Consider the following 23,319-nt stretch of genomic DNA (forward strand, 5'->3'; position numbering starts at 1 on the left):
GTCAAAAATTTTAAAAACGATGCTGCAAGTTAGTTATATCAGAGAAAACAAAGAGAAAGTTTTAGAACGATTGGCCGTTAAAAATTTCAAGCAGTTGGATATAGTTGATGAGATTATTTCCCTCGATGAATTAAGAAGACAAACCCAGTCGCAACTAGACTCAGTTTCAGCTGAAGCAAACAGCATTGCAAAGCACATAGGCGACTTGATGCGACAGGGTAAAAAGCAGGAGGCAGAAGAGCTCAAGGCAAAGACACCTGTACTTAAAGAGCAAACCAAAGAACTTGGAGATAAGCTTGTAAAAGCAGAGCATGATCTTCAAAGTAAAATAGTGTTATTGCCTAATCTCCCGCATCAATCTGTACCGGAAGGTATAACTCCCGAAGAGAATGAAGTAGTACTCGAAAGCGGAGTTAAGCCTGAACTGACAGTTAAGCTTCCACACTGGGAACTCGCAGCTAAGTATGATATAATAGATTTCGAATTAGGTAATAAAATAGCTGGAGCAGGGTTCCCTGTATATAAAGGCAAAGGAGCGAAGCTTCAGCGCGCCTTGATCAATTTTTTTCTGGATAATGCAGAAGCTGCTGGTTACAGGGAAATGCAGCCGCCGATAGTAGTGAATGAGGCTTCTGGCTTTGGTACCGGACAGCTACCAGATAAGGAAGGACAAATGTATCATGTTGGCGTTGATAATCTTTACCTTATACCTACGGCTGAAGTGCCTGTTACTAATCTTTACCGCGACGTTATCTTAAGAGAAGAAGACCTGCCTATAAAGAATTGTGCTTATACACCATGTTTTCGTCGGGAAGCAGGATCTTATGGAGCGCATGTAAGAGGTTTAAATAGATTACATCAGTTCGATAAGGTCGAAATTGTCCAGGTAGCCCATCCGGAAAAGTCCTACGAGATCTTAGAGGAGATGAGTAGCTATGTGCAATCCCTTCTTCAGAAGTTAGAATTACCTTATCGTGTACTGCGACTTTGCGGTGGAGATATGGGCTTCGCTTCTGCTCTAACTTACGACATGGAAGTATGGTGCGCTGCCCAGGAGCGTTGGTTAGAAGTATCTTCTGTTTCTAATTTTGAAACCTTTCAGACCAACCGGTTAAAACTCCGTTATAAAGGAAAGGAAGGGAAGGCCCAGTTGGCGCATACATTAAATGGCAGTGCACTTGCATTGCCAAGGATAGTTGCAACATTACTAGAAAATAATCAAACAGAAAATGGAATCAGAATACCTGCTGCTTTGGTTCCTTATACCAAATTTGAATTTATAGATTAACCTGTAAACAACTGTAAAAATATACTAAAAAAGATTTCTTCAGCTACTGAGGAAATCTTTTTTTCTTTTATACATAATACTATATCTTTACCACGTTAATAGGAAAAGTAAAGCCAAACTCGGCATACAAAACTCTATATGAGAATTATTTTACTTATCCGCCTTTCCTGAAACTTTAACTGGGAAATTAGGTTTTGCTTAAAGTGCAAATCTTTGGAATATAGGCTATTCCAAATTATAAAAGACCCGGTGTTAAACCTCCGGTCCTAACAAAATTAAAATGATATTCGATTATAATACCACAAGGGATAAGTTGATCCTGGCTGAATACGGCCGAAACGTGCAAAACATGGTTGCCTATATATGTTCTTTGCCAACAAAGGAAGAACGCAACAGGCATGCACAAGTTGTAATTGATTTGATGGGATTTTTAAATCCACATCTTAGAGACGTAACTGATTTCAAACACAAATTGTGGGATCATCTTCACATTATTTCTGATTTTAAGATTGATGTAGATTCTCCGTATCCAAAGCCGGCAGAGGAGGCTATGCATAAGAGACCCGAGCCTTTAGGCTATCCACAAAGGCCTATAAGATTTAAACATTATGGTAAGACCGTTGAAATGATGATTAAAAGGGCTAAGGCTGTTGATGAACCGCAACGTCGCCAACTTATGGTTCAAAATATCGCTAGTTTCATGAAGGTGGCTTATGTTACCTGGAATAAGGATACTGTTGCTGATGAAACCATTGTTAATGACCTAAGAGAACTTTCAAACGGAGAGCTAATCCTTGATGAAAATTATACCTTAGCAAAAGTCGAGGTCCGCACTAACGCTCCGGGTGTAAGGCAAAAGCCAGGAAGCAGTAACTCAAATGGCTCAAACATCAACAAAGGCCGGATGAGTCTTAATAAAGGAAATAACGGTCGTGCAAAAAGTAACAATAACGGAAAAAGGAAGTAATTTTTTCCCCAATCTATTTCTATAAACAATGAACGCATTTGAAATCCACGGCGGGAAACCGCTGAAGGGAGAGATTATACCCCAAGGAGCGAAAAACGAAGCTCTTCAGGTCATTTCAGCCGTATTACTTACTGAAGAGAAGGTTACTATAAGCAATATTCCTGACATAAAAGATGTAAATAAGCTTATAGAACTTCTAGGAGATCTGGGAGTAACCGTTGAGCGCCTTAATAAAGATACCTACTCCTTTGAAGCCAGGAATATCAATCTCGATTTCTTCAAGTCTCAAGAATTCCGGTCTAAAGGAGGAAGCCTTCGTGGATCGATTATGATTGTCGGCCCTTTGCTTGCCCGTTTTGGCACTGCTGCAATTCCTAAACCTGGAGGAGATAAAATTGGTCGAAGAAGACTAGACACCCACTTCCTCGGCTTCGAGAAATTGGGAGCAAAGTTTAACTACGACTCTGATTCAAGCTTCTTTAACGTCGATGCTACTAATCTCCAGGGTACATACATCCTTTTAGATGAAGCTTCTGTTACAGGCACCGCAAATGTTGTTATGGCTGCTGTACTTGCAAAGGGAACAACAACGATATACAATGCTGCCTGTGAACCTTATCTTCAGCAATTATGTAAAATGCTGAACAGAATGGGAGCTAAGATTTCCGGCATCAGCTCCAATCTTCTTACTATTGAAGGTGTAGAACAATTAGGGGGAACGGAGCATCGTCTATTACCAGATATGATTGAAATAGGTTCTTTCATTGGTTTGGCTGCTATGACGGGATCGGAGATTACTATCAAAGATGTCCAGTTTGACGAACTTGGTATAATACCTAATGTTTTCCGGCGACTCGGAATCAATCTTGAAAGGAGAGGTGACGATATCTTTATTCCAGCACAGGATAGCTATGAGATCGATACCTTTATTGATGGTTCAATACTAACGATAGCCGATGCTCCGTGGCCAGGTTTTACCCCCGATCTATTAAGTATTGTGCTGGTGGTCGCCACGCAAGCAAAAGGTAACGTGCTTATTCATCAGAAGATGTTTGAGAGCCGTTTATTCTTTGTAGATAAGTTAATCGATATGGGTGCCCAGATCATACTATGTGATCCTCACCGTGCTACCGTTATGGGATTAAATCATCAGGTAAAATTGAGGGGCATTGAGATGACCTCCCCAGATATACGTGCTGGTGTTTCCTTGTTAATTGCAGCGTTATCTGCAAGTGGCCGGTCAATAATTCATAATATAGAGCAGATAGAAAGAGGGTATCAGGATATTGATACTCGTTTAAGGGCTTTAGGAGCAGATATTAAACGAATAGACGTGATGCCTAAGGGGCATTAAGAACCTTATAATGCTATTAAAGCCTCGCATTTTGCGGGGCTTTTTCATGTACAGTATATTTAATATGATATGTTCGTTTAAAGGAACTTGATTGCGAAGAATCAATCAAGGAACCCTTGTTCACGCAACCAGTCATCATTGAACATCTTCCCTAGGTAGCGTGTCCCATGATCATGGAATATTGCGACTACCAAATCGGTCTCTTTTAGGCGGTCTTGCAATTGCAGTAATCCCGCAATTACAGCTCCCGATGAGTTCCCTGCAAAAATCCCTTCCTTTCTAGCTATTTCCCTTGTCATAAGTGCGGCATCCCTGTCTGTCACTTTTTCAAAATGATCTATCAAATCAAAGTTAACATTAGCAGGTAAGAAGTCTTCGCCAATACCTTCGGTAATGTAAGAGTAAATCTCTTTCTTATCGAAAATACCTGTCTCTTTATATTTCTTGAAAACAGACCCATAGCTGTCTATTCCCCAAATTTTTATAGAAGGATTCTTCTTTTTGAGATATCTCCCTGCACCTGAAAGCGTTCCACCCGTTCCAACTCCTCCAATTAAGTGAGTGATTTTCCCCTCTGTCTGGGCCCAGATCTCGGGGCCCGTCTGCTCATAGTTGGCCTCTGAGTTTGACAAGTTATCATACTGATTGGCTTTCCAGGAGTTTGGTATCTCTTTTTCCAATTGCGATGCCACCGAATAGTAAGAACGGGGATCTTCAGGCTCGACATTAGTTGGGCACACAATCACTTCTGCTCCGTATGCACGAAGAGCGTCTATTTTTTCTTTTGATTGTTTGTCTGTAGTAGTAAAAATACACTTGTATCCTTTTACAACTGCAGCAATTGCCAAACCCATACCCGTGTTTCCAGATGTCCCTTCAATGATTGTTCCTCCTGGTTTTAGCTTTCCTTCTCGCTCTGCATCTTCAATCATTTTCAACGCCATCCGGTCTTTTATTGAGTTTCCCGGATTTGTAGTTTCTATTTTTGCAAGTACCAGTGCCTTAATGTTCCCTGTTACAACATTTAATTTTACCAAGGGCGTATTGCCAACAGTCTCTAAAATGTTATTGTACCACATAACGGAAAGATAGGTAAGACAAGATGATGGTTATTTGAGGTAGCATAGAGTAAGTAGATGATAAAGCTACAAACAATATGCTAAAGGGTTTTGATGCCTTAGAACTGAAGGTGTTTGACTGTCAGTCCGTTGTTGATAAGCTGCTTCAGGGAAGCAATTCCAATTCTAAGATGAGTTTCAACAAAGTTCTCTGTTACTTTTGAATCGCTTTCAGCCGTTTTTACGCCTTCCGGAATCATCGGTTGGTCTGAAACTAATAGGAGAGCACCTGTAGGAATCTTATTCGCAAAGCCAGCAGTAAATATAGTTGCAGTCTCCATGTCTATTGCCATAGCTCTTAGCTCTTTAAGATATTTCTTGAACGACTTATCGTGTTCCCACACCCTTCTGTTAGTGGTATAGCAGGTGCCGGTCCAATAATCCCGGGAATTGTCACGAATAGTCGTCGAAATGGCTTTTTGTAAGGCGAAGGAAGGAAGCGCTGGAACTTCCGGAGGGAAGTAGTCATTTGAAGTACCTTCTCCTCGTATTGCTGCAATTGGTAGTATCAGGTCGCCGATATTATTCTTTTTCTTCAACCCGCCGCATTTGCCAAGAAATAAAACTGCTTTTGGTTTGATAGCACTTAGCAAATCCATCATTGTCGCTGCCAGAGGACTTCCCATTCCAAAGTTAATGATAGTGATACCCTCTGCTTTCACACTTTGCATAGGTTTATCAAGCCCCATTATTGGAGCATTATCGTGCCATTCAGAGAAGAGTTGCAGGTACTTTGAAAAGTTGGTTAAGAGAATAAAATCGGTAAAGTCTTCTAGCGGACGGCCGGTGTAGCGGGGTAGCCAGTTATTTACAATCTGTTCTTTGGTTTTAAGACCTTTTTTTACCGGGGAGGTAACTTCTTTGATCTTTTCTGCTTTAGCTACAATTTCCGGGTCTTTTTTAACATCTTTTTCTTCATTCATAAATAAACGCATTTTAAACAAAACTTTCCCGATGAGTCATTAGAGAACGGAAACAATTCACCTGGGCAGTTTTACAACAAACAAAAAACCCCCGCCGAAAGGCGGGGGCTCAATTAAGCAACTTTAAGTTTCTTGAGATCCGACTTGGCAAATTTATCAAGTGCGTAGTCTAGAGTAATATAAAGTTCTTTAGTCTGCTGTTTTTCAGTAGGGGCTTCAAACATAGCATCAATCATAATTGCTTCACAAATAGAACGCAATCCTCTAGCACCTAGTTTGAATTCTAAAGCTTTATCTACAATAAACTCAAGCACTTCTCTGTCAAAGTCTAACTTAATTCCTTCATATTCGAAAAGTTTCCTGTATTGTCTTACTAGTGAATTTTTAGGTTCTGTAAGAATATTTAACAGGGCCTCTCTATCAAGTGGATTTAAGTGCGTAATTACAGGCAAACGGCCGATTAATTCCGGTATTAAACCAAATGAGCGAAGGTCTTGAGGTGTAATATATTTATAAAGATTTTTAAGATCAACGCTTAGGTCATCCTTCTTCACTTTATAGCCTACCGTTTGAGTTCTCAAGCGGTTTGCAATCTTTTTCTCAATACCATCAAATGCACCACCGCAGATGAAAAGGATATTATTCGTGTTAACAGCAATCATTTTCTGATCCGGATGTTTACGTCCGCCCTGAGGGGGAACATTAACAATCGTTCCTTCCAGAATTTTTAAGAGTGCTTGTTGAACTCCTTCTCCTGAAACATCACGTGTAATAGACGGATTATCACTCTTGCGTGCAATCTTATCTACCTCATCGATATAAACAATTCCTCTTTCAGCTGCCGTAACATCGTAATCAGCTGCTTGTAATAGCCTTGTAAGTATACTTTCTACGTCTTCTCCAACATAACCAGCTTCTGTTAATACTGTAGCATCACAGATACAAAATGGCACGTGAAGTATTTTCGCGATAGTTTTTGCCAGTAGGGTCTTTCCGGTACCAGTTTCTCCCACCATAATGATGTTAGATTTTTCAATCTCCACCTCGTCTTTCTCAACTTTCTGATTGAGTCGCTTGTAGTGATTGTAAACTGCTACCGATAAAACTTTTTTAGCCTCATCCTGACCAATAACGTATTGGTCCAAGTGAGATTTGATCTCAGTAGGCTTCATTAACGTTAAAGCCGACTGAGAAGCTTTGTTTTTTCGGGTTGATAGCTCTTCTGACAAAATCTGATTTGCCTGTGCAACACATTTATCACAAATATGCGCATCTAAACCAGCGATCAGCATAAGCGTATCCTGCTTACCCGAGCCGCAAAAAGAACATTTTATGTCTTTTGAACTTTTACTCATTACTCATTTCCCTTGTTTGCGCCAAGAACTTCGTCGATCATCCCGAATTCTTTGGCTTCACTTGCAATCATCCAATAATCTCTGTCTGAAGCATCGTGAACTTTTTGATATTCTGCACCAGAATGGTGAGCTATGATATCATATAATTCACGTTTTAGCTTCAATATTTCCCTCGCTGTGATCTCAATATCTGAAGCCTGGCCCTGCACTCCTCCAAGTGGTTGATGGATCATCACCCTTGAGTGTGACAAAGCTGCTCTTTTGCCCGCCGCACCTGCACATAAAAGAACTGCTCCCATTGAAGCTGCCATTCCTGTACAAATTGTAGCCACGTCAGGTGTTATATACTGCATCGTATCGTAAATTCCCAAACCGGCGTAAACAGAACCTCCAGGAGAGTTTATATAAATCTGGATATCGCGTTTTGCGTCGGTAGATTGTAGGAACAACAACTGAGCCTGAATGATGTTCGCAATATTATCATAAATCGCATCTCCAAGGAAGATGATGCGATCCATCATCAAACGGGAGAAAACATCCATCTGAGCAACGTTTAATTGGCGCTCCTCAATAATATAAGGAGTCATTGACATTGGAATAGCGTTATTTTCTACTCTTGCTATAAAGCTGTCTACGTGCTGACTTCCTATACGATGATGTTTTACTGCGTATTTGCGAAATTCGTTTTTGTCAATTCCCATGAGTGTCTAAAAGTTATGGTTACTAAATTAATTTTTTTAAGTGTGCGACGAATCAATTAATTGTAAAAGAAATTGGCTCAGGCACACTAATAACCAAAATCTTTTAATTCAGTTCAAGAAATTTATTATATTCTATTTCCTGCTCGTCTAATGTAATAACTGTTTTTAGGTATTCAAATACTTTTTGAGCTTTTACTTCTTCAAAAATCCGGTTTGCATTTTCTTTATTCTGTAAGAATTGAACCGCATACTGGTTTAATTGATCTTCAGGGATAGGAGTTGGACTATACATTCTGAATTGAGCATCTAAGCGAGCTTTAGCGGCTTCAAGGATATCTTCGTACTTGATCTCGATATTGTTTTCTTTGATGATTTTATTCTCAACCAAAGTCCATTTCAGGTTCTTAGCGAAATCATCATAACCTTGCTCTAACTCTTCCTCAGTCAATTTCTCATTAGTTGCCTTTAACCAACGCTTTAAGAATTCATCCGGAAGTTGAAGCTCAAATTTACCCAAGCCATATTCTACCAGTTCTGCCTGCAATTTCTGATCAGAATTTTGAACCATCATTGACTCCAGCTCCTGAGTAACCCTTTCTCTGAGTTGTTCCTCAGTATTAACATCTCCCGCAGGGAATATTTTATCAAAGAACTCTTGATTTAAATCAGCTTCTTCTAATCTGTTTACGTTTTTAACAGTTAAACGAAAGCTAGACTGAAGATCTTGTGCATCGTTTTCAGAGATGTTTAATAATCTTGCAACCTGAGCCGCATCATTTTCAAACGCTTTTTGAATATCAAACTCAACAACATCATCTTTCTTTAGTCCTACTAGAGACTTTTTGATCTCTTCGTTTTTAACCAGATCCAAACGGATAGAAGCTGTATTTGATATACCACCTTCAAAAACAGAACCATCTGGCGAAAGTTGCGCCAATTCCGCATATAATACGTCATCTTCTGCCGAAACTTCAGGATTTGTCATCTTGCCATAGCTTTTGCGAAGGTTTTTGATACGAGACTCTAGAGTTTCAGCATCTACTTTGATTTTATATGCAGGAAGTTTATCTGCAGATGAAAAGTTTAATTCAAACTCTGGAGCTAAACCAAGTTCGTAATTAAACTCAAACTCGTCGTTAAAATCCCAGTTGAACTCCTTTGAGTCATCTACCTTAGGAAGTGGCTGGCCTAAAACTTCAAGTTTGTTTTCTGTAATATAGTTGTTAAGAGAATCGCTTAATAAGTTGTTAATCTCATCAACCAAAATGCTTTTTCCATACATCCTTTTAATGTGAGATGCAGGAACCATTCCTTTGCGGAAGCCTGGAAGTTGAGCTTTTTTTGCTTGATCTTTAATAGCTTTTTCAACACGAGCCTGGTAGTCTTCTGGTTTGATGTTTACTTTAACTACAGCATTTAAGCTATCGATCTTCTCTTGAATGATATTCATGTTATGATAATTAATACTTTACTTTTTAACTCTTTATCTTCGTGATCATCAAGTCATAAACGACGGGAATATCACTAAATTATGGGGCGCAAAAATAGTGTTTTATAATTATTTTTTCCGCATAAATCTGTGATTTATATCAGCTTCTGGCAACGGGGATAAGGGGAGGGGGTGTGTAAATAAAAAAAGCAGACTTTTCAGTCTGCTTTAGTCAAGTGCGGAAGAAGGGACTCGAACCCCCACGCCTCGCGGCGCCAGATCCTAAGTCTGGTGCGGCTACCAATTACGCCACTTCCGCATTAGGTGTTTCCCGTTGTTTGGGACTGCAAAAGTAGTGTTTAGATTTTAAACTCCAAATAAAAATGAACTTTTTTTTATTTTTTTTTCATTCGAAAACCCGTTTCTTTATGTATTAAGGCGGGTTTTCTGTTCTAACTTTCTGATTATCAGATTTCAGTAGCCCGTTCTAGTTTGTGTTTGTTAACTAGCGCTTCAATCGTCTGATGAAGGACTGTAAGATCGAATGGCTTAGTCACTATCGCATTCACTCCCGAATCATATGCAAGTTGTTTCTCTTCTTCTAAAACAGCTGCCGAAAGGGATATGATCGGTATAGTACTTAATTCTTCCGGTAATTCTGTTCTGATCCTTCTTGTTGCTTCAAACCCTCCAAGCACCGGCATATGGGTATCCATAAGGATAATATCGAAATGGCTATTTCTTACAGCCTCCACAGCCAATTCGCCATTTTCTACAATCTCTACCTGAAGACCCCAGTTATTAAGGACCTTCCTGATCATAAATTGATTTATTGTATTATCTTCAGCTACCAGCACAGAAACGTTTTCAAACTTCGTCAATTCATTTACACCTAACTTAGGTGTTGCCCCGTTCTCCTGCGCATCAACTATCTCATACCAGTTGGTGAAGCCGAAAGTGCTTCCTTCTCCCTCTTTGCTGGTTACGTTTAGAGATCCTCCCATTAGATGAACCAATTGTTTTACAATTGATAAACCTAATCCGGTTCCTCCGTACTTGTGTGAGGTGTCATCAGAAGCCTGTTCGAATGATTCAAATATCTTATCTATACGCTCCTGGGAGATACCTATTCCTGAATCTGTTACAGCAAACTCTACCTGGATCCGTTTTTCTTCTCTGGAATGAACCTTAACCGTCAGATCCACCGATCCTTTATCCGTGAACTTTATGCCATTACTAAGCAGGTTCATTAGGATTTGATTTATTCGGAGGCCATCAGCCATCACCAATTTTGGCAGGGTTCCAACAAAATTGACGTTTAATTTTATTCCCTTCTCGTCCGACCTGAACTTCATCAGATCACCTACGGATTTGGCAAGATTGATGAGGTTAATTTCTGTTTGTACTATTTTCAGTTTTCCCGCCTCAATCTTCGAAATATCAAGTACATCATTGATCACGCCTAGCAGGGCTTCCGACGAAACTTTAAGTAGGTCTACGCACTTCCTTTGTTCTTCGTCGAGGTTTGTATTTTGAAGCAGGTGCGATATGCCTAGAATACCGTTAATAGGTGTTCTTAATTCGTGACTCATATTCGCCAGAAATCGCTCTTTAACCTGCTTTGCTTGCTCTGCTGCTTCTTTAGCTTTTATAAGTTCCGCCTGGTAGCTTTCAAGCTCTGCGTTTTTGCGCTTGATCTCTCTTTGTGTCCTTACAATCTGAATAAAGGAATCAACCTTAGCCGTGGTAATTGTAGGTTCTAAAGGCTTATAAAGATAATCTACAGCCCCCGCTGCTAGTCCTCTTACAGCATATTTCGACTCTGTCGAGATGGCCGTCACGAAAATTACAAGGATTTCCCGTGTTCGCGGATTGCTTTTTAGTATTTCAACCAGTTCAAAGCCATCCATTTCGGGCATTTGAACGTCAACTAAGGCAATAGGGATGTCCTGGTCCCAACAAATTTTGAGAGCTTCGTTTGGAGAAGTTGTAGTAACAAGATTAATATCGCTTCGCTGTAATAAAGCCTCTAAAGCCACAATGTTCTCAGGCTTATCATCAACAATCAGCAAATTAACTTTATCCATTTGTTCTATTACTTTCGATTGGTTGCTATGCCGCTTAAAAAGGTAAAAATATCAGGATTATTCAAAACCAAGCCTCCCTTGCATCTGGCCAACGCCGCTTCCGGCATTCTCCTAACCTCCGCAATATCCGGATCTTGAACTACTACTAAACCTCCTTTGTCATGAATATAACAAAGGCCGTCAGCCCCATCTTCGTTTGCTCCTGAAAGGAGCATAGCAATTACTTTATCATTATATACATCTGCTACACTCTTAAATGTAACATCTATAGACGGCCGGGAATACAACACTGGCTCCGAGCTGTCTAGTGAAAAACACCCTTCTGGCTCTAAAAGTAAATGATAATCTGGCGGCGCAAAGTACACGCAGCCTTTTTTGACATTTTCTTTATCTTCCGACAATTTCACCTGTATACGTGATTTACTATTTAGCAGATCTTCCATGGAAGATTTATATTTCCTGCTTCGATGTATAATTACAATAACTGGTAATGGAAACTTTGCCGGAAGGCTTGCTACCAACTCATATACTAAATTAAATCCACCTGCCGAACATCCTATGAGGAGGATTTCTGCCTTCTGGATTTTGCTAATTATATTTGAAGTAAGATTAAGCAATTTTTTGGTAAATATTTTCAGTTTTGTCCACTATTTTAAATTTTTTCAATAGATCAAGATCCCTCATAGACTCTTTTGCGCCAAGGCACAAGAAGCCAAAAGGACATAAGCTCTCATAAAATAAGTTCAAAACTTGTTTCTGTAACTCTACATTAAAGTAGATCAAAACATTTCTGCAGGATATTAACTGAAATTCGTTGAATACTCCATCAGATACCAGATTATGTACAGAAAAAAGGGTGTTCTTCTTCAAACTATGATTAATGGTAGCAGCATCATATTCTGCAGTATAAAAATCTGCCAGGGTGCCCGTCGCGCCTGTCGCAACATAGTTCTCCGAGTATACCTTCATTTGTTTAAGATCATAGATCCCTTTTTTAGCGATATCGAGCACATAAGTATTAATGTCGGTGCCGTACAAAAAGGATCGGCTATATAACTTTTCCAACGATAAAAGTATCGCGAAAGAGTAAAGTTCTTCACCCGTAGAGCATCCGGCATTCCACACCTTGATCCTCTGAAAAGATGCAAGGTATGGTAATACTTTTTCTCTTAAAGCTCTGTAAAATGTAGGATCCCTGAACATCTCTGTGACATTCACTGTGATCTCTATTATAAACTCCTCCAAAAAGTTGAAGTCGTTTACAAGTAGAGACTTAAGATCGAATAGAGAAAGATTTCTCAATTCCATAATGCGAGTCACCCTTCTTTTTAAGGAAGCTCTTGAATAGCCGGTAAAGTTAAAGCCATGGATCTTGTTGATCCATAGCACTAATTCATCCAGTTGCTCAAAAGATATTGTTTCGGTGTTGGTGTATTCCTGCATATATAGCTTCTCCTTAGCTTAACCAAACTCTCATCATCGAAATCAATTTATCAATATCTACAGGTTTTGATATATAATCATTCGCTCCAGCCTCTATACATTTTTCCCTATCATTCTTCATTGCTTTTGCTGTAAGGGCGATAATTGGTAATTTGTTAAACCGGTTTTGTTTCCTGATATGCGACATTGCCTCATAACCGTCCATTTCTGGCATCATAATGTCCATAAGCACAATATCCGTGCTAGGTTTATCATCCAGCTTCTTCAGGGCTTCGTGGCCATTATTCGCGATCTCAATTTCGAAGTCGTATTCCTGTAGAGCACTTGTCAGAGCGAAGATATTTCTCATATCGTCGTCTACAATAAGAACAGATTTATTTTTAAGAGCACCTTCAATTGTTACCGTATTGGATAGTTTCGGAGCAGGTGCCTGTGTATTATTTTCCTGATTATTACTCTGATTTGTTCTGATCTTGTTCATGAACAAGTTAACCTCATCTAATAATCTGTCATTAGATTTATTGCTTTTGAGCACCATGGCGTGAGTATACTTCATAACACGCGACATGCTCTCCTGGTCTAACTCCATGGCAGTGTTAATTACTACAGGGATCTTTACAAGGCTGTCAAAGCTCTTAATCTTCTCAAGCAGGTCAAGCCCGGAAATGTCAGGAAGCTTAAGATCAAGGATTATACAGTCAAAGTTTTGGTCCTCCTGGAGGATTTGCATTGTTTCTTCTCCGTCAAAAGCTTGCTTCACATCAACTTGCTTTGATAGAAGTTGATTTGTCAAAGCATCACTTTGAATTCTTTGATCCTCAACAAGAAGAACTCTGTTAATCTTAACCTTTCCGCTGTCCTCAATAAGAATATCGAAAGCATGGTCCAGCTGGTCTTTATCAACCGGCTTTTTCAGAAAGCCAATTGCTCCTTCCATTCTTGCTTTAGAATTGGTCTCATCTTTGGCCGACATTAAGTGTACAGGAATCTTGTATGTTTCAGGGTCCTCCTTCAACTTTTTCAACACGCTCCACCCATCCATTACCGGCAGCATTATGTCCAGAACGATAGCGTCCGGCTTCTGTGTGCGTGCCATTTCAAGTCCTGTATCGCCCTGATTAGCAACGATAGGTTTGAATCCTCTTTCAATTGCATAGTCTTTCAGGATTTCCGCAAAGTTTGGATCATCTTCAACAATTAGAAGAGTGTATTCTTTCTCTGTCTCAGGAAGCTTAGCTTTTCCTGCAGGGCTTTTTTCTATTACTGTAATAGGTTTTGCAGGTTGCGCAACTGCTGCCACCGAAGCAGGAGCTGCCGGAGTAGCTGGTGGGGTGTCAGCTTTTGCGGTTTCCGCTAAGGTTGCCGGAAGGTATAATGTAAAGGTACTGCCTACACCTGGTTCACTCACCAGTTTAATTTCTCCCTTAAGCAGGTGAGCAAGTTCCCGGCTAATTGATAGTCCCAAACCTGTGCCGCCGTACTTCCGGCTTGTTGAACCGTCCGCTTGTTGGAATGCTTCAAATATTGCCCTTTGTTTATCTAAAGGAATTCCGATTCCGGTGTCTCTAACATTGATTGCTATAACTGCTTCTGATTGCTTCAATGCTTCGTTCTGGAATTCTATGCCCTGAGCCAGTTCAACATCAACAGTTACGTTACCGCTCTCCGGGGTGAACTTAAAGGCGTTAGAAAGTAAGTTTTTAACAATCTGTTCGATCCTTTGGCGGTCAGATACGATCTGAAGAGGAGCACCCTCTTTTATATTGTAAGCAAAGTTAACCTTCTTAGTTTTTGCAACCTCATTAAACAACAGTTCGGCATCCACCTTCATCTCTCGGATACTTACTTCCTCAAGTGTAAGTTCTACTTTTCCAGATTCGATCTTAGAAAGATCTAGGATATCATTAATTAGCGTAAGAAGATCACTTCCTGCTGTATGGATAACTCCTGCGTATTTAATCTGCTCTTCTGTAAGTGTTTTCTGTTTGTTCTCTCTTAGTATTTTTGCCAGAATGAGGATACTATTAAGTGGAGTTCTTAGTTCGTGACTCATGTTGGCAAGGAACTCAGATTTGTACTTGCTGGTTTGCTCTACCTCTTCGGCTTTAACCTGAATCGCCCTGTTCGCTTCTTCAATCGCCTTATTACGTTCCTCAAGAAGTTCTGCTTTCTCTTCGAGTTCTGAGTTAGCTTGTCTTAATTCTTCTTGTTGAACCATCAGCTCTTCTTCCGAAGCCTGTAATTGTTGTGTTTTACGGGTTAGTTCTTCATTAGTAGTACGTAGCTCTTCATGTTGGCTTTCAAGTTCTTCTGCTTGTTGCTGTGTCTGTTCAAATAGCTTCATCATCTCTACTCTCGCTTCTGCAGCGGCCAATGCTACCCCAATACTATGAACAACATTTCCTAAGAACTCAGCAGTGTCTGGGTTTGCGTCATTAATAAAAGCTACTTCAATGACGCCTTTTAACTTATCATTATTGAAAACAGGCTGAACAAATATTGACTTGGCTTGAGAGCTACCCAAACCAGAGGTAACTCTAATATAATCGTGGGGGATATTGTTGAATAGAAGACCCTGTTTTTGTGTTAGGGTTTGTCCTATCAAGCCTTCCTCTGGTTTCAGTATTTTTTTAGCTGCTTCCATCGGGAACCCGTAGGCTCCTTTAAGTGTAAGCTGTTTCTCAGCTGCATCAGCAGTATATAGAACACCCAGATCAGCCTTTAATATTTTTGATAGGGCCACGATCAAAGTTTGACATCTTTCCTCTGTAGTTTGAGCTCCACGCATGGCGGCATCAACATGAACAGCTCCCTCTAATAGCCAATTCTGTCTTTCACTTTTCCTGGTTATTTCGGCCAGCCGCAGGTGATTTTCTTGTGCTTCTGTAGCAGCGGCTTTCTGTAGCTGGAAGGAGTTTCTTATGTAGTTGAATAGGACCAGAACCAGGCAAAGAATTATAAAGCAGCCCACAAAAATAATGACCATTATGTTGTGTACATACTTGTCAATTTCGGTGTTCCCAGTTTTTTTGGCTCGAACTTCCCTGTCCTCTATTTTATTTAAGTAGGAGTAAATTTTGTCTTTATACAATTTACCTTTAGGGTCACTAATATTGATTTTTGCAGCAGTAAGGCCAGACGTCTGATAACTGTTCAGAACTTTCTGCATATGATTTACCTTCAGGATTACATATTTTGAAAGTGAATCTACATCAGCTAAGTCACTTAAATCCGATTGTTCTGATTCCTCTATCAGCTCCTTTAACTCATTCAAGCTTGGCTGAACTTCGTTTATTGAATGATTGAAGCGTTCAATGAAACGCGGAAGGTTGGAAATAATGTACCCCCTTTGGCTCGTCTCAGTCTCCGTGAGTTGAGCTCTTAATAAACCTGTAGCTCGTAGCGTCCTCTCATTCCGGTCCACTGCCATATCAATGGACTCGATAACCTTAATCTCGTAATAGATTAAGAAAACAAGAGTAAAAATTGCGGTTAAGGTGATAATAAAGCCCGTTAGGACTTGCTGTTGAAAGGAAAATTTGCGCATTTAATAAAGGCTTTTACGTTTCAATAATAGTACTTTTTTTACATAAAGTTGAAACCCTTTTACGGCTTATTTGTTAAAGGGTTCCCTTTTTTATTATGTTTTATAATAAAGCCTTTTGAAGAACGTTCGAGGCCAGGTTTTCAATAATATAAAAGCTGCTCAAAGTTCTTTAGAGGAGGATCATATTTAATGTTGAATTTTCATAAACAGGCGCCGCATAAGGTTCAATGAAAGTTTTCGATCCTTCTAAGAAAGGTTCCTCTCTAATGGAAGACGCTCAAGTAATTTAGTTTAAGTGATTTTATAAAAACTCTTTATACTTCATCGTGTTAAAATCACTGCAATCAGGTTTAAAACCTATTAAAACTTACTACTATGAAAAATCAGGAATCAAAAAACAACACACCAAGTTCAGAAGAAACAGGATTAAAGAATCTTTTTAAAGATGAGTTAAAAGATATTTATTGGGCAGAGAAGCACCTTGCTAAGTCAATGCCGAAGTTGGCTAAGAGTGCTACTTCAGAAGAATTACGTACAGCTTTCGAGCAACACCTTACAGAAACAGAAAATCAGATTGCTCGTTTGGAACAAGTATTTGAATTACTTGGAGTAAAGGCTGCTGGCAAGAAATGTGAAGCTATGGAAGGTCTTGTTGAAGAAGCTAAAGGAATGCTTGAAGATACAGAGGATGGTACAATGACTCGTGATGCTGCTCTTATCTCTTGTGCTCAAAAGATAGAACATTATGAGATCGCTTCTTATGGCACGCTTAGAACTTTAGCCAATACAATCGGATTGTCAGAAGCCGCTGATCTATTATCTCAAACTTTAGAAGAAGAAAAAAGCACAGACGTTAAATTAACACAGATTGCCGAAGGTTTTGTTAATCAAGCAGCCAGTTCTGAACAGGAGTAATCAGGAGGCAATATGGAAAGCAATAAAAAAATAGTTGAAAGTCTTACGCATCTCCTTTCTATAATTAATGATGGTAAGGAGGGGTACAAACACGCAGCTGAAAATGCTGAGGCCGCCGAGTTAAAGGCGCTGTTTACTACTTACTCGATTCAACGAGCTGAGTTTGAAATGGAAATGAAAAGTTTCATTCGTCAGTTTGGGGGAGATGCAGATAATCAACATGGTGGACCACTGGGGGTTCTGCACAGGACCTGGATCGACATTAAAACGGCTTTAACTCCTAACGATAATTCTGCAGTGTTAGGGGCCGCAGTGACCGGTGAAACGTCTGCTATAAAAGCTTACGACGAGGTTCTTAACGATGTGGACCTGACTTATGAATTACGTCAGGAACTAGTTTCTCAACGCGAAGCAATTCAGGAGTGTTTGCGAAATATTCAGAACCTTGAAAAACAATATGCGCACAGCTAGTCGTTTGGTAAGCTTATAATAGTATTAAAATAAAAAAGGCAACTTAATAGCTGCCTTTTTTATTTTCTATTGGTTTCCCATTTATTCTTCCATGTGAAGCCATGCCTTTTTAGCAAGCAGTTCTTCTTCCGTCTCACGAATATCCTCATCGTCTACACAGCAGTCTACAGGACAAACTGCCGCACACTGAGGTTCATCATGAAATCCTTTACACTCTGTACACTTGTCTGAAACTATATAGTAAAACTCGTCCGAGATAGCTGCTTGTGCCTCTTCTGCATTCAGAGTCGTTCCGTCACCAAAATCAATAACGCCTTTTAAAGCTGTACCGTCAGAAAAACGCCATGCAACACCTGCATCATAAATCGCATTATTAGGGCATTCCGGCTCACAAGCTCCGCAGTTTATGCATTCGTCTGTTATTTTAATCGCCATGTTCTAAAAGTCTTTTCCTTAACTTAATTTTGCATCTTGTAAGCCGATGCAAAAACAATGCAAATATAACAATATCGGTCAACTTTATTTTAACGAGTTTCATTTTGACACTACAGCAACGAAAAAGAGCCTTAAAAAGCCTCGGAGAATATCTCTTGTCGCCCGATAAGAATTTAAATCAGATTATACATTCCGCTCATTTTTCTAACGGCTGGTTTGCACCCTCCGAGACAGAAAGGGCTGTTCGGGCCTGGGGGACTGCATTGAATGAAGAAGATCTGCAGTTTTGGCTAGGAGACGATGAAACATCTTCAAGTGAAAGCAGGAAAGTAGGATTGGTTTTAGCTGGGAATATTCCACTGGTTGGATTCCATGATATTATTACGGTATTAGCAGCAGGCCATGTTGCTATGATCAAGTTATCTTCCCAGGATAAAGTGCTAATTCCTCATGTCCTTCAAAAATTGATCGATTTAGAGCCCGGTTTCCAGAAACAAATAGAGTATGTTGACAGGCTCGAAAACTTCGATGCTGTTATCGCTACAGGTAGTAACAATACTGCCCGGTACTTTGAGTATTATTTTAAAATGGTTCCTAACATCATTAGAAAGAACAGGAATAGTGTTGCAATTCTTTGTGGAACAGAATCATCGGATGATTTGAGCAAATTAGGGGAAGATATTTTTAACTATTACGGGCTGGGATGCCGGAACGTTTCTAAGTTGTTTGTTCCTGAATCCTATAACTTCGATCAATTCTTTGAAGCAATTGAACCCTTTAAAACAGTTGGCGATAATCATAAGTATAATAACAATTATGATTACAACAAATCAGTCTTTCTGGTTAATTTGTATGAACACCTCGATAATGGGTTTTTATTGCTAAAGGAAGATACTAATATCGCATCACCTCTTGGGGTTTTGTTTTTTCAGCGGTATAAGGACCTTGGGGAGGTTACGGGCTCTCTTAATGCCATGGCTCAAGATATTCAGGTGGTCGTTTCCGGGCAACAGTTAAACCTGCAAATTCCCAGCGTTGGTTTTGGTAAAAGTCAATCTCCGAACCTTTGGGATTATGCAGACGGCGTTAACACGTTGGACTTTTTAAGGAAATTATAAATCTATCAGTCGGTGGAAAATCCTAACTTTGGCTCCATGTATATCATCAAAGTAAAAGGCGTTGCTAAGATTCCTGACTATGTTCAGTTAAGGGATGAGAAGTTTACTTTGCTGGCATATTTTAGAGTCGATAGGCCAGATAAATCTTTGGATAAAATAGGCTTAGGTCACAAGTCAGACTACATTATGGACCTGATTAAAGACCTGCCCTTCGGCAAAATTCTAAAATTGGAACTTTAAAATGATTGGAAATACAGTAATACAGTTACAAAACGTCGACATATATCAGCAGACCCATCTGGTACTTTCTAATGTAAATCTGCGAATTGACAAAGGAGAGTTTGTATTTCTAATTGGACAAACCGGCTCTGGTAAGAGCAGTTTGTTGAAGGTTATCTATGGCGACCTGCATATTGCTTCAGGAGAAGGTCACGCTGGTGGGTATGATTTAAAAAAGCTTTCAGATAAGGATGTTCCCTATTTGAGGCGAAAGCTCGGGATTGTTTTCCAGGATTTTCAACTTCTTACAGACCGCACCATCGAAGACAATATGAAATTTGTCCTTAATGCCACAGGCTGGAAAGACAAAAATAAGATTGCGGAACGTACACGGGACGTTTTGGAAAAGGTAGGCCTTCGCTCCAAACTAAAAAAGATGCCGCACGAACTATCTGGTGGAGAGCAGCAGCGGGTGGTAATTGCGCGAGCATTACTAAACGATCCCGAGATGATTTTAGCCGATGAGCCTACTGGCAATCTTGACCCGGAGACATCGGAAGAAATTATGCTTTTACTTAAAGAAATCAGTCGTTCAGGAACGGCTGTGATTATGGCAACACATGACTATCACATCATCCGCACTTTTCCCTCAAGGATTATAAAGTGCGAAAACGGAAAGGTTATCCAGGACGCAACAATTGCCTAGTCTGATAGAGAAATACAGATTTCAATAAACTGACAGTATGACTGTTTCATATGAACTGGCAAATTATTTGCCGGTAAGGGCTTTGTAACATCTTTGGTCATGTTCGGAAACAAGAAGAAAAAACAACAAGAGCATCAGGAAAATCTTGAAAATCAGAATAATAAAGAGATGAATCAGGAACAACAGGAAAAAGAGGATATAAAAGAAACGACGACGGATACTAACGAATCCGAGACTACTGAAAATACGGTTACTGAAGAAGTTTCAGGAGAAGAGAAGCTTCGTGCTGAATTGTCAGAAGCGAATGATAAATATCTGCGCTTATATGCCGAATTTGATAATTATAAAAGGCGCACGTCAAAGGAACGAGTTGAGCTATTGCAAACTGCTGGTAAAGATGTAATAGTTGATATGCTCTCAATATTGGATGATTTTGAACGGGCATTGAGGGCTATGGAATCAGCGGCTGATGTATCTGCAGTAAAAGAGGGCGTTACTTTGGTTCACAATAAATTAAAAAATACCCTGGCCAATAAAGGCCTCAAGGAGATGGAATCTAAGGGAAATGTTTTCGATGCGGATATTCACGAAGCAATAACTAATATTCCTGCGCCATCTGATGATCTTAAGGGAAAGGTGGTTGATGAGGTTGAAAAAGGATATTACCTCAACGATAAAGTTATCCGTTTCGCTAAAGTAATCGTAGGAGCGTAGTAGGAATGATAGAAGGAATGAATGATAGAATCGTTCAATCATTCCATCCTTCTCTCCTTCAATCATTATAGATAATATGGCTAAAAGAGATTATTACGATATTTTAGGTGTAAGCCGAAGTGCTGGTGCCGATGAGATTAAAAAGGCTTATCGGAAGTTGGCTATTAAATATCACCCCGACAAGAATCCTGGTGACAAAGAGGCGGAGGAAATGTTCAAAGAAGCAGCTGAGGCTTACGAAGTTCTAAGTAATCCTGAGAAGAAGCAACGTTATGATCAGTTTGGTCATGCAGGTGCTAGCGGCGGCTACGGTGGTGGTCACATGAACATGGATGATATCTTCAGTCAGTTTGGAGATATCTTCGGTGGTGGAAGTCCCTTCGAGAGTTTCTTTGGAGGTGGTGGCCAGTCACGTGGAGGACGTAGAGTTGCACGTGGAACGAATTTGCGGATCAAGGTGAAGCTTACTCTTGACGAGATTGCAAAAGGTGTTGAAAAAAAGATAAAGGTAACTAAACAAGTAAGTTGTGGAACTTGCGATGGTACAGGTGCTAAAGATAAATCGTCTTTCCATACTTGTAATACCTGTGGTGGGTCAGGAAGCGTTCGCCGGGTAACCAATACTATTCTTGGACAAATGCAAACTACCAGTACCTGTCCTACGTGTAACGGAGAGGGTACCCAGGTAACTAACAAGTGTAATGTTTGCCATGGGGACGGGGTTGTTAGAGGTGAGGAAACCATCTCTATCAATATTCCAGCTGGTGTAAGCGAGGGAATGCAGCTTTCAATGAGTGGGAAAGGAAATGCTGCTCCACGAGGTGGCGTTCCGGGTGATCTGATCATCCTGGTCGAAGAAGTTCAGCATGAGAGCTTACAGAGAGAGGGGAATAATGTAGTATATGACCTTCATATTAGTTTTGTTGATGCTGCTCTGGGTTCAAGTGTTGAGGTGCCTACCATTGATGGAAAAGCAAAGATCAAGATCGAGCCGGGAACGCAGGGAGGAAAGATCCTTCGCTTAAAAGGTAAAGGATTGCCAGAAGTGAATTCCTATCATAGAGGTGACCAGCTTATTTATGTTAATATCTGGACCCCTAAAGTTCTCTCAAGAGACGAACGTGCTTTATTAGAGAAACTTCAAAGCTCTCCTAACTTCAGACCTCAACCTGGAAAGAATGAGAAGAGTTTCTTTGAAAGAATGAAAGAATATTTCGAATAGATATGAAAGCTATTAAGGAAGCTGCCTTTTGGCAGCTTTTTTTTTGTTATTCTTTCATTATAATTGAACCACACGTCAAACAACTAAGCCTCATGGCTGTTATACACATACATCTGCAATATCTTCTTTGGGAGCTGGTTTGGTATAACGCAACAAGATTTATAACTATATTTTAAGATCAAAGGTTTTTGAACATGTCTAAACGAGTACTGATTTTCGATGACGACGTTGATATTTTATCGATTTGTACCTATATTCTTGAGGAGCAAGGCTGGGAAGTGCAAACATCTTCGCACTGTAATAACATTGTTGAAACAGTGAGGGCGTTTATGCCACAGGTTATCCTCATGGATAATTGGATTCCGGATACTGGCGGTGTTGTAGCCACCCAGACTCTTAAAAAGGAGGCAGATCTTAAAAATATTCCTGTTATATATTTCTCCGCAAATAACGATATTCAGTCACTGGCAAGACAGGCCGGCGCCGACACTTATCTTGAAAAACCTTTTGATCTCAATGAACTTGAAGCCGTGATCGATAAAGTGGCAAATGACCGCGAAAGGATCGCTTCCTAACCTAAAACTTCTTCCAGTACAATATGTGATTGGATGTGGGAGAAGTTTTCCAGATGTAATTCAAAATATCTAAGAATATTCTTTAGTAAATCTTTGCGATCCTCGGCTGAAATTTTCAGCTCGTGAAGATCGCTGTATTTGTGATCCAATAGTTGACCAAAAACCGCCAGTTGCTGATCATGTAGGATCAGTGCATGCTCTGGAAGCACATCAGTGAACAGGCCGTTTACAAGGTCAAAGTACCTCGCGCTATTTCTACCTTTCTTATCGGGATAAAAACCCAGATACCTCGATAGATTCATCAGGAATAACAGATGAAAATTGGACAAGCCTTTTTCCGCCCGGTCCAGTAGTTCTATTGAATTAAAGAGAAATTCAAATAAGGCTGCATCATCGAAATGAACTTTAATGCTTTTATATAAAACCTCATTAAGGAAAATAGTAAGGGAGCTTTTAATTAAATTATAGGGTATTGATTGAAATAGGGGGGCGTTCCTTAATTCCGAGATTCTCTGTATGTTTCCGTTCGGTTTATGATAGACAACCAGGTCCAGTAGGTGAAGAGGTTGTATCATGTTTAACCTGATCTTTGCCCTGGGCTTCTTAGCTCCATTGATCAGATAAGATTGTAGCCCGAATTTCTCTGTAAAAATCTGAACAATAACACTGCTTTCAGAATAGTCAGTTACCTTGAAAACAATACCGCGGGTCTTATGAAGCATCCGTTTCTTA

General features: G+C 39.9%; 21 protein-coding genes, 1 tRNA gene and 1 pseudogene. 11 read left to right on the forward strand and 12 right to left on the reverse strand.

Annotation, left to right across the window (positions count from 1 at the left end):
- The first annotated feature begins 19 nt into the window (after positions 1-19).
- The 3 genes from serS to murA all read left to right on the forward strand — a co-directional run bounded on the left by serS (position 20) and on the right by murA (position 3,609).
- Complete coding sequence (serS, locus tag J4N25_RS10780) at positions 20-1,288, forward strand: serine--tRNA ligase (protein ID WP_207422212.1); 1,269 nt, start codon at positions 20-22, stop codon at positions 1,286-1,288.
- A 280-nt stretch (positions 1,289-1,568) separates the two neighbouring features.
- Positions 1,569-2,255 (forward strand): DUF4290 domain-containing protein, encoded by a 687-nt coding sequence (locus J4N25_RS10785; RefSeq protein WP_207422213.1) that lies wholly within the window; start codon positions 1,569-1,571, stop codon positions 2,253-2,255.
- 28 nt (positions 2,256-2,283) lie between these two features.
- On the forward strand, positions 2,284-3,609 hold the full coding sequence (gene murA / locus J4N25_RS10790; protein WP_207422214.1) for a UDP-N-acetylglucosamine 1-carboxyvinyltransferase: 1,326 nt from the start codon (positions 2,284-2,286) through the stop codon (positions 3,607-3,609).
- Positions 3,610-3,716: 107 nt separating this feature from the next.
- Here murA and J4N25_RS10795 read toward each other — a convergent pair.
- From J4N25_RS10795 to J4N25_RS10840, 10 genes and pseudogenes are all read right to left on the reverse strand, one after another.
- A pseudogene (locus J4N25_RS10795) lies at positions 3,717-4,688 on the reverse strand (PLP-dependent cysteine synthase family protein); the annotation flags it as partial.
- Between the two features lie 98 nt (positions 4,689-4,786).
- Positions 4,787-5,650, reverse strand: coding sequence for an AMP nucleosidase (locus J4N25_RS10800; protein WP_207422215.1), 864 nt, complete (start codon positions 5,648-5,650; stop codon positions 4,787-4,789).
- A 113-nt stretch (positions 5,651-5,763) separates the two neighbouring features.
- Positions 5,764-7,005: an ATP-dependent Clp protease ATP-binding subunit ClpX gene (gene clpX / locus J4N25_RS10805; protein WP_207422216.1), complete on the reverse strand. Its 1,242-nt coding sequence runs from the start codon at positions 7,003-7,005 to the stop codon at positions 5,764-5,766.
- A complete protein-coding gene (gene clpP, locus J4N25_RS10810; protein WP_207422217.1) occupies positions 7,005-7,706 on the reverse strand; it encodes an ATP-dependent Clp endopeptidase proteolytic subunit ClpP in 702 nt (233 codons plus the stop codon). The genes clpX and clpP overlap by 1 nt, the downstream gene beginning before the upstream one ends.
- 103 nt (positions 7,707-7,809) lie before the next feature.
- Complete coding sequence (gene tig / locus J4N25_RS10815; protein WP_207422218.1) at positions 7,810-9,156, reverse strand: trigger factor; 1,347 nt, start codon at positions 9,154-9,156, stop codon at positions 7,810-7,812.
- Between the two features lie 216 nt (positions 9,157-9,372).
- A tRNA-Leu gene (locus J4N25_RS10820) sits at positions 9,373-9,454 on the reverse strand.
- 148 nt (positions 9,455-9,602) lie between these two features.
- Positions 9,603-11,222 carry a hybrid sensor histidine kinase/response regulator gene (locus J4N25_RS10825; RefSeq protein ID WP_207422219.1) on the reverse strand — a complete coding sequence of 540 codons (1,620 nt, stop codon included), beginning with the start codon at positions 11,220-11,222 and terminating at the stop codon, positions 9,603-9,605.
- An 8-nt stretch (positions 11,223-11,230) separates the two neighbouring features.
- Positions 11,231-11,839, reverse strand: a complete 609-nt coding sequence (locus J4N25_RS10830; protein ID WP_207422220.1) for a chemotaxis protein CheB — start codon at positions 11,837-11,839, stop codon at positions 11,231-11,233.
- The gene (locus J4N25_RS10835; RefSeq protein ID WP_207422221.1) at positions 11,832-12,665 is read right to left on the reverse strand and encodes a CheR family methyltransferase; all 834 of its coding nucleotides are present in this window, start codon (positions 12,663-12,665) and stop codon (positions 11,832-11,834) included. Before J4N25_RS10835 ends, J4N25_RS10830 begins: the two co-directional genes overlap by 8 nt.
- A 13-nt stretch (positions 12,666-12,678) precedes the next feature.
- Positions 12,679-16,212, reverse strand: coding sequence for a response regulator (locus tag J4N25_RS10840; RefSeq protein ID WP_207422222.1), 3,534 nt, complete (start codon positions 16,210-16,212; stop codon positions 12,679-12,681).
- Between the two features lie 375 nt (positions 16,213-16,587).
- Here J4N25_RS10840 and J4N25_RS10845 point away from each other — a divergent pair, with 375 nt between their 5' ends.
- Both J4N25_RS10845 and J4N25_RS10850 read left to right on the forward strand, forming a co-directional pair.
- The gene (locus tag J4N25_RS10845; protein ID WP_207422223.1) at positions 16,588-17,127 is read left to right on the forward strand and encodes a YciE/YciF ferroxidase family protein; all 540 of its coding nucleotides are present in this window, start codon (positions 16,588-16,590) and stop codon (positions 17,125-17,127) included.
- A gap of 12 nt (positions 17,128-17,139) precedes the next feature.
- Positions 17,140-17,598: a ferritin-like domain-containing protein gene (locus J4N25_RS10850; RefSeq protein WP_207422224.1), complete on the forward strand. Its 459-nt coding sequence runs from the start codon at positions 17,140-17,142 to the stop codon at positions 17,596-17,598.
- Positions 17,599-17,679: 81 nt separating this feature from the next.
- Here the strand turns inward: J4N25_RS10850 and J4N25_RS10855 are convergent, their stop codons facing one another.
- On the reverse strand, positions 17,680-18,033 hold the full coding sequence (locus J4N25_RS10855; RefSeq protein WP_207422225.1) for a 4Fe-4S binding protein: 354 nt from the start codon (positions 18,031-18,033) through the stop codon (positions 17,680-17,682).
- 104 nt (positions 18,034-18,137) lie between these two features.
- On the opposite strand from J4N25_RS10855, the gene J4N25_RS10860 reads away from it, so the two are divergent.
- The 6 genes from J4N25_RS10860 (at position 18,138) to J4N25_RS10885 (ending at position 22,587) form a co-directional block, all read left to right on the forward strand.
- Entirely contained in the window at positions 18,138-19,151 is a 1,014-nt protein-coding gene (locus J4N25_RS10860; RefSeq protein WP_207422226.1) for an acyl-CoA reductase, read from the forward strand.
- 36 nt (positions 19,152-19,187) lie between these two features.
- Complete coding sequence (locus J4N25_RS10865) at positions 19,188-19,391, forward strand: fructose-6-phosphate aldolase (protein ID WP_207422227.1); 204 nt, start codon at positions 19,188-19,190, stop codon at positions 19,389-19,391.
- Between the two features lies 1 nt (position 19,392).
- Entirely contained in the window at positions 19,393-20,076 is a 684-nt protein-coding gene (locus tag J4N25_RS10870; RefSeq protein WP_207422228.1) for a cell division ATP-binding protein FtsE, read from the forward strand.
- Between the two features lie 99 nt (positions 20,077-20,175).
- Positions 20,176-20,790, forward strand: coding sequence for a nucleotide exchange factor GrpE (locus J4N25_RS10875; RefSeq protein WP_207422229.1), 615 nt, complete (start codon positions 20,176-20,178; stop codon positions 20,788-20,790).
- A gap of 76 nt (positions 20,791-20,866) precedes the next feature.
- Positions 20,867-22,012, forward strand: a complete 1,146-nt coding sequence (gene dnaJ / locus J4N25_RS10880) for a molecular chaperone DnaJ (RefSeq protein ID WP_207422230.1) — start codon at positions 20,867-20,869, stop codon at positions 22,010-22,012.
- 194 nt (positions 22,013-22,206) lie between these two features.
- A complete protein-coding gene (locus tag J4N25_RS10885; protein WP_207422231.1) occupies positions 22,207-22,587 on the forward strand; it encodes a response regulator in 381 nt (126 codons plus the stop codon).
- Here J4N25_RS10885 and recO read toward each other — a convergent pair.
- Positions 22,584-23,309, reverse strand: a complete 726-nt coding sequence (gene recO / locus J4N25_RS10890) for a DNA repair protein RecO (protein ID WP_207422232.1) — start codon at positions 23,307-23,309, stop codon at positions 22,584-22,586. The genes J4N25_RS10885 and recO overlap by 4 nt on opposite strands.
- Between the last annotated feature and the right edge of the window lie 10 nt (positions 23,310-23,319).

The organism is Desertivirga brevis (assembly GCF_017355835.1).

Bases quoted from the DNA above. Each gene is read 5' to 3' on its own strand.
- dnaJ (WP_207422230.1), top strand. From the start codon at position 20,867: ATGGCTAAAAGAGATTATTACGATATTTTAGGTGTAAGCCGAAGTGCT.
- clpX (WP_207422216.1), bottom strand. From the start codon at position 7,005: ATGAGTAAAAGTTCAAAAGACATAAAATGTTCTTTTTGCGGCTCGGGT.
- J4N25_RS10850 (WP_207422224.1), top strand. From the start codon at position 17,140: ATGGAAAGCAATAAAAAAATAGTTGAAAGTCTTACGCATCTCCTTTCT.
- serS (WP_207422212.1), top strand. From the start codon at position 20: ATGCTGCAAGTTAGTTATATCAGAGAAAACAAAGAGAAAGTTTTAGAA.
- recO (WP_207422232.1), bottom strand. From the start codon at position 23,309: ATGCTTCATAAGACCCGCGGTATTGTTTTCAAGGTAACTGACTATTCT.
- J4N25_RS10785 (WP_207422213.1), top strand. From the start codon at position 1,569: ATGATATTCGATTATAATACCACAAGGGATAAGTTGATCCTGGCTGAA.
- J4N25_RS10885 (WP_207422231.1), top strand. From the start codon at position 22,207: ATGTCTAAACGAGTACTGATTTTCGATGACGACGTTGATATTTTATCG.
- J4N25_RS10825 (WP_207422219.1), bottom strand. From the start codon at position 11,222: ATGGATAAAGTTAATTTGCTGATTGTTGATGATAAGCCTGAGAACATT.
- J4N25_RS10840 (WP_207422222.1), bottom strand. From the start codon at position 16,212: ATGCGCAAATTTTCCTTTCAACAGCAAGTCCTAACGGGCTTTATTATC.
- J4N25_RS10800 (WP_207422215.1), bottom strand. From the start codon at position 5,650: ATGAATGAAGAAAAAGATGTTAAAAAAGACCCGGAAATTGTAGCTAAA.
- J4N25_RS10865 (WP_207422227.1), top strand. From the start codon at position 19,188: ATGTATATCATCAAAGTAAAAGGCGTTGCTAAGATTCCTGACTATGTT.
- J4N25_RS10845 (WP_207422223.1), top strand. From the start codon at position 16,588: ATGAAAAATCAGGAATCAAAAAACAACACACCAAGTTCAGAAGAAACA.
- J4N25_RS10855 (WP_207422225.1), bottom strand. From the start codon at position 18,033: ATGGCGATTAAAATAACAGACGAATGCATAAACTGCGGAGCTTGTGAG.
- J4N25_RS10870 (WP_207422228.1), top strand. From the start codon at position 19,393: ATGATTGGAAATACAGTAATACAGTTACAAAACGTCGACATATATCAG.
- J4N25_RS10835 (WP_207422221.1), bottom strand. From the start codon at position 12,665: ATGCAGGAATACACCAACACCGAAACAATATCTTTTGAGCAACTGGAT.
- murA (WP_207422214.1), top strand. From the start codon at position 2,284: ATGAACGCATTTGAAATCCACGGCGGGAAACCGCTGAAGGGAGAGATT.
- clpP (WP_207422217.1), bottom strand. From the start codon at position 7,706: ATGGGAATTGACAAAAACGAATTTCGCAAATACGCAGTAAAACATCAT.
- tig (WP_207422218.1), bottom strand. From the start codon at position 9,156: ATGAATATCATTCAAGAGAAGATCGATAGCTTAAATGCTGTAGTTAAA.
- J4N25_RS10875 (WP_207422229.1), top strand. From the start codon at position 20,176: ATGTTCGGAAACAAGAAGAAAAAACAACAAGAGCATCAGGAAAATCTT.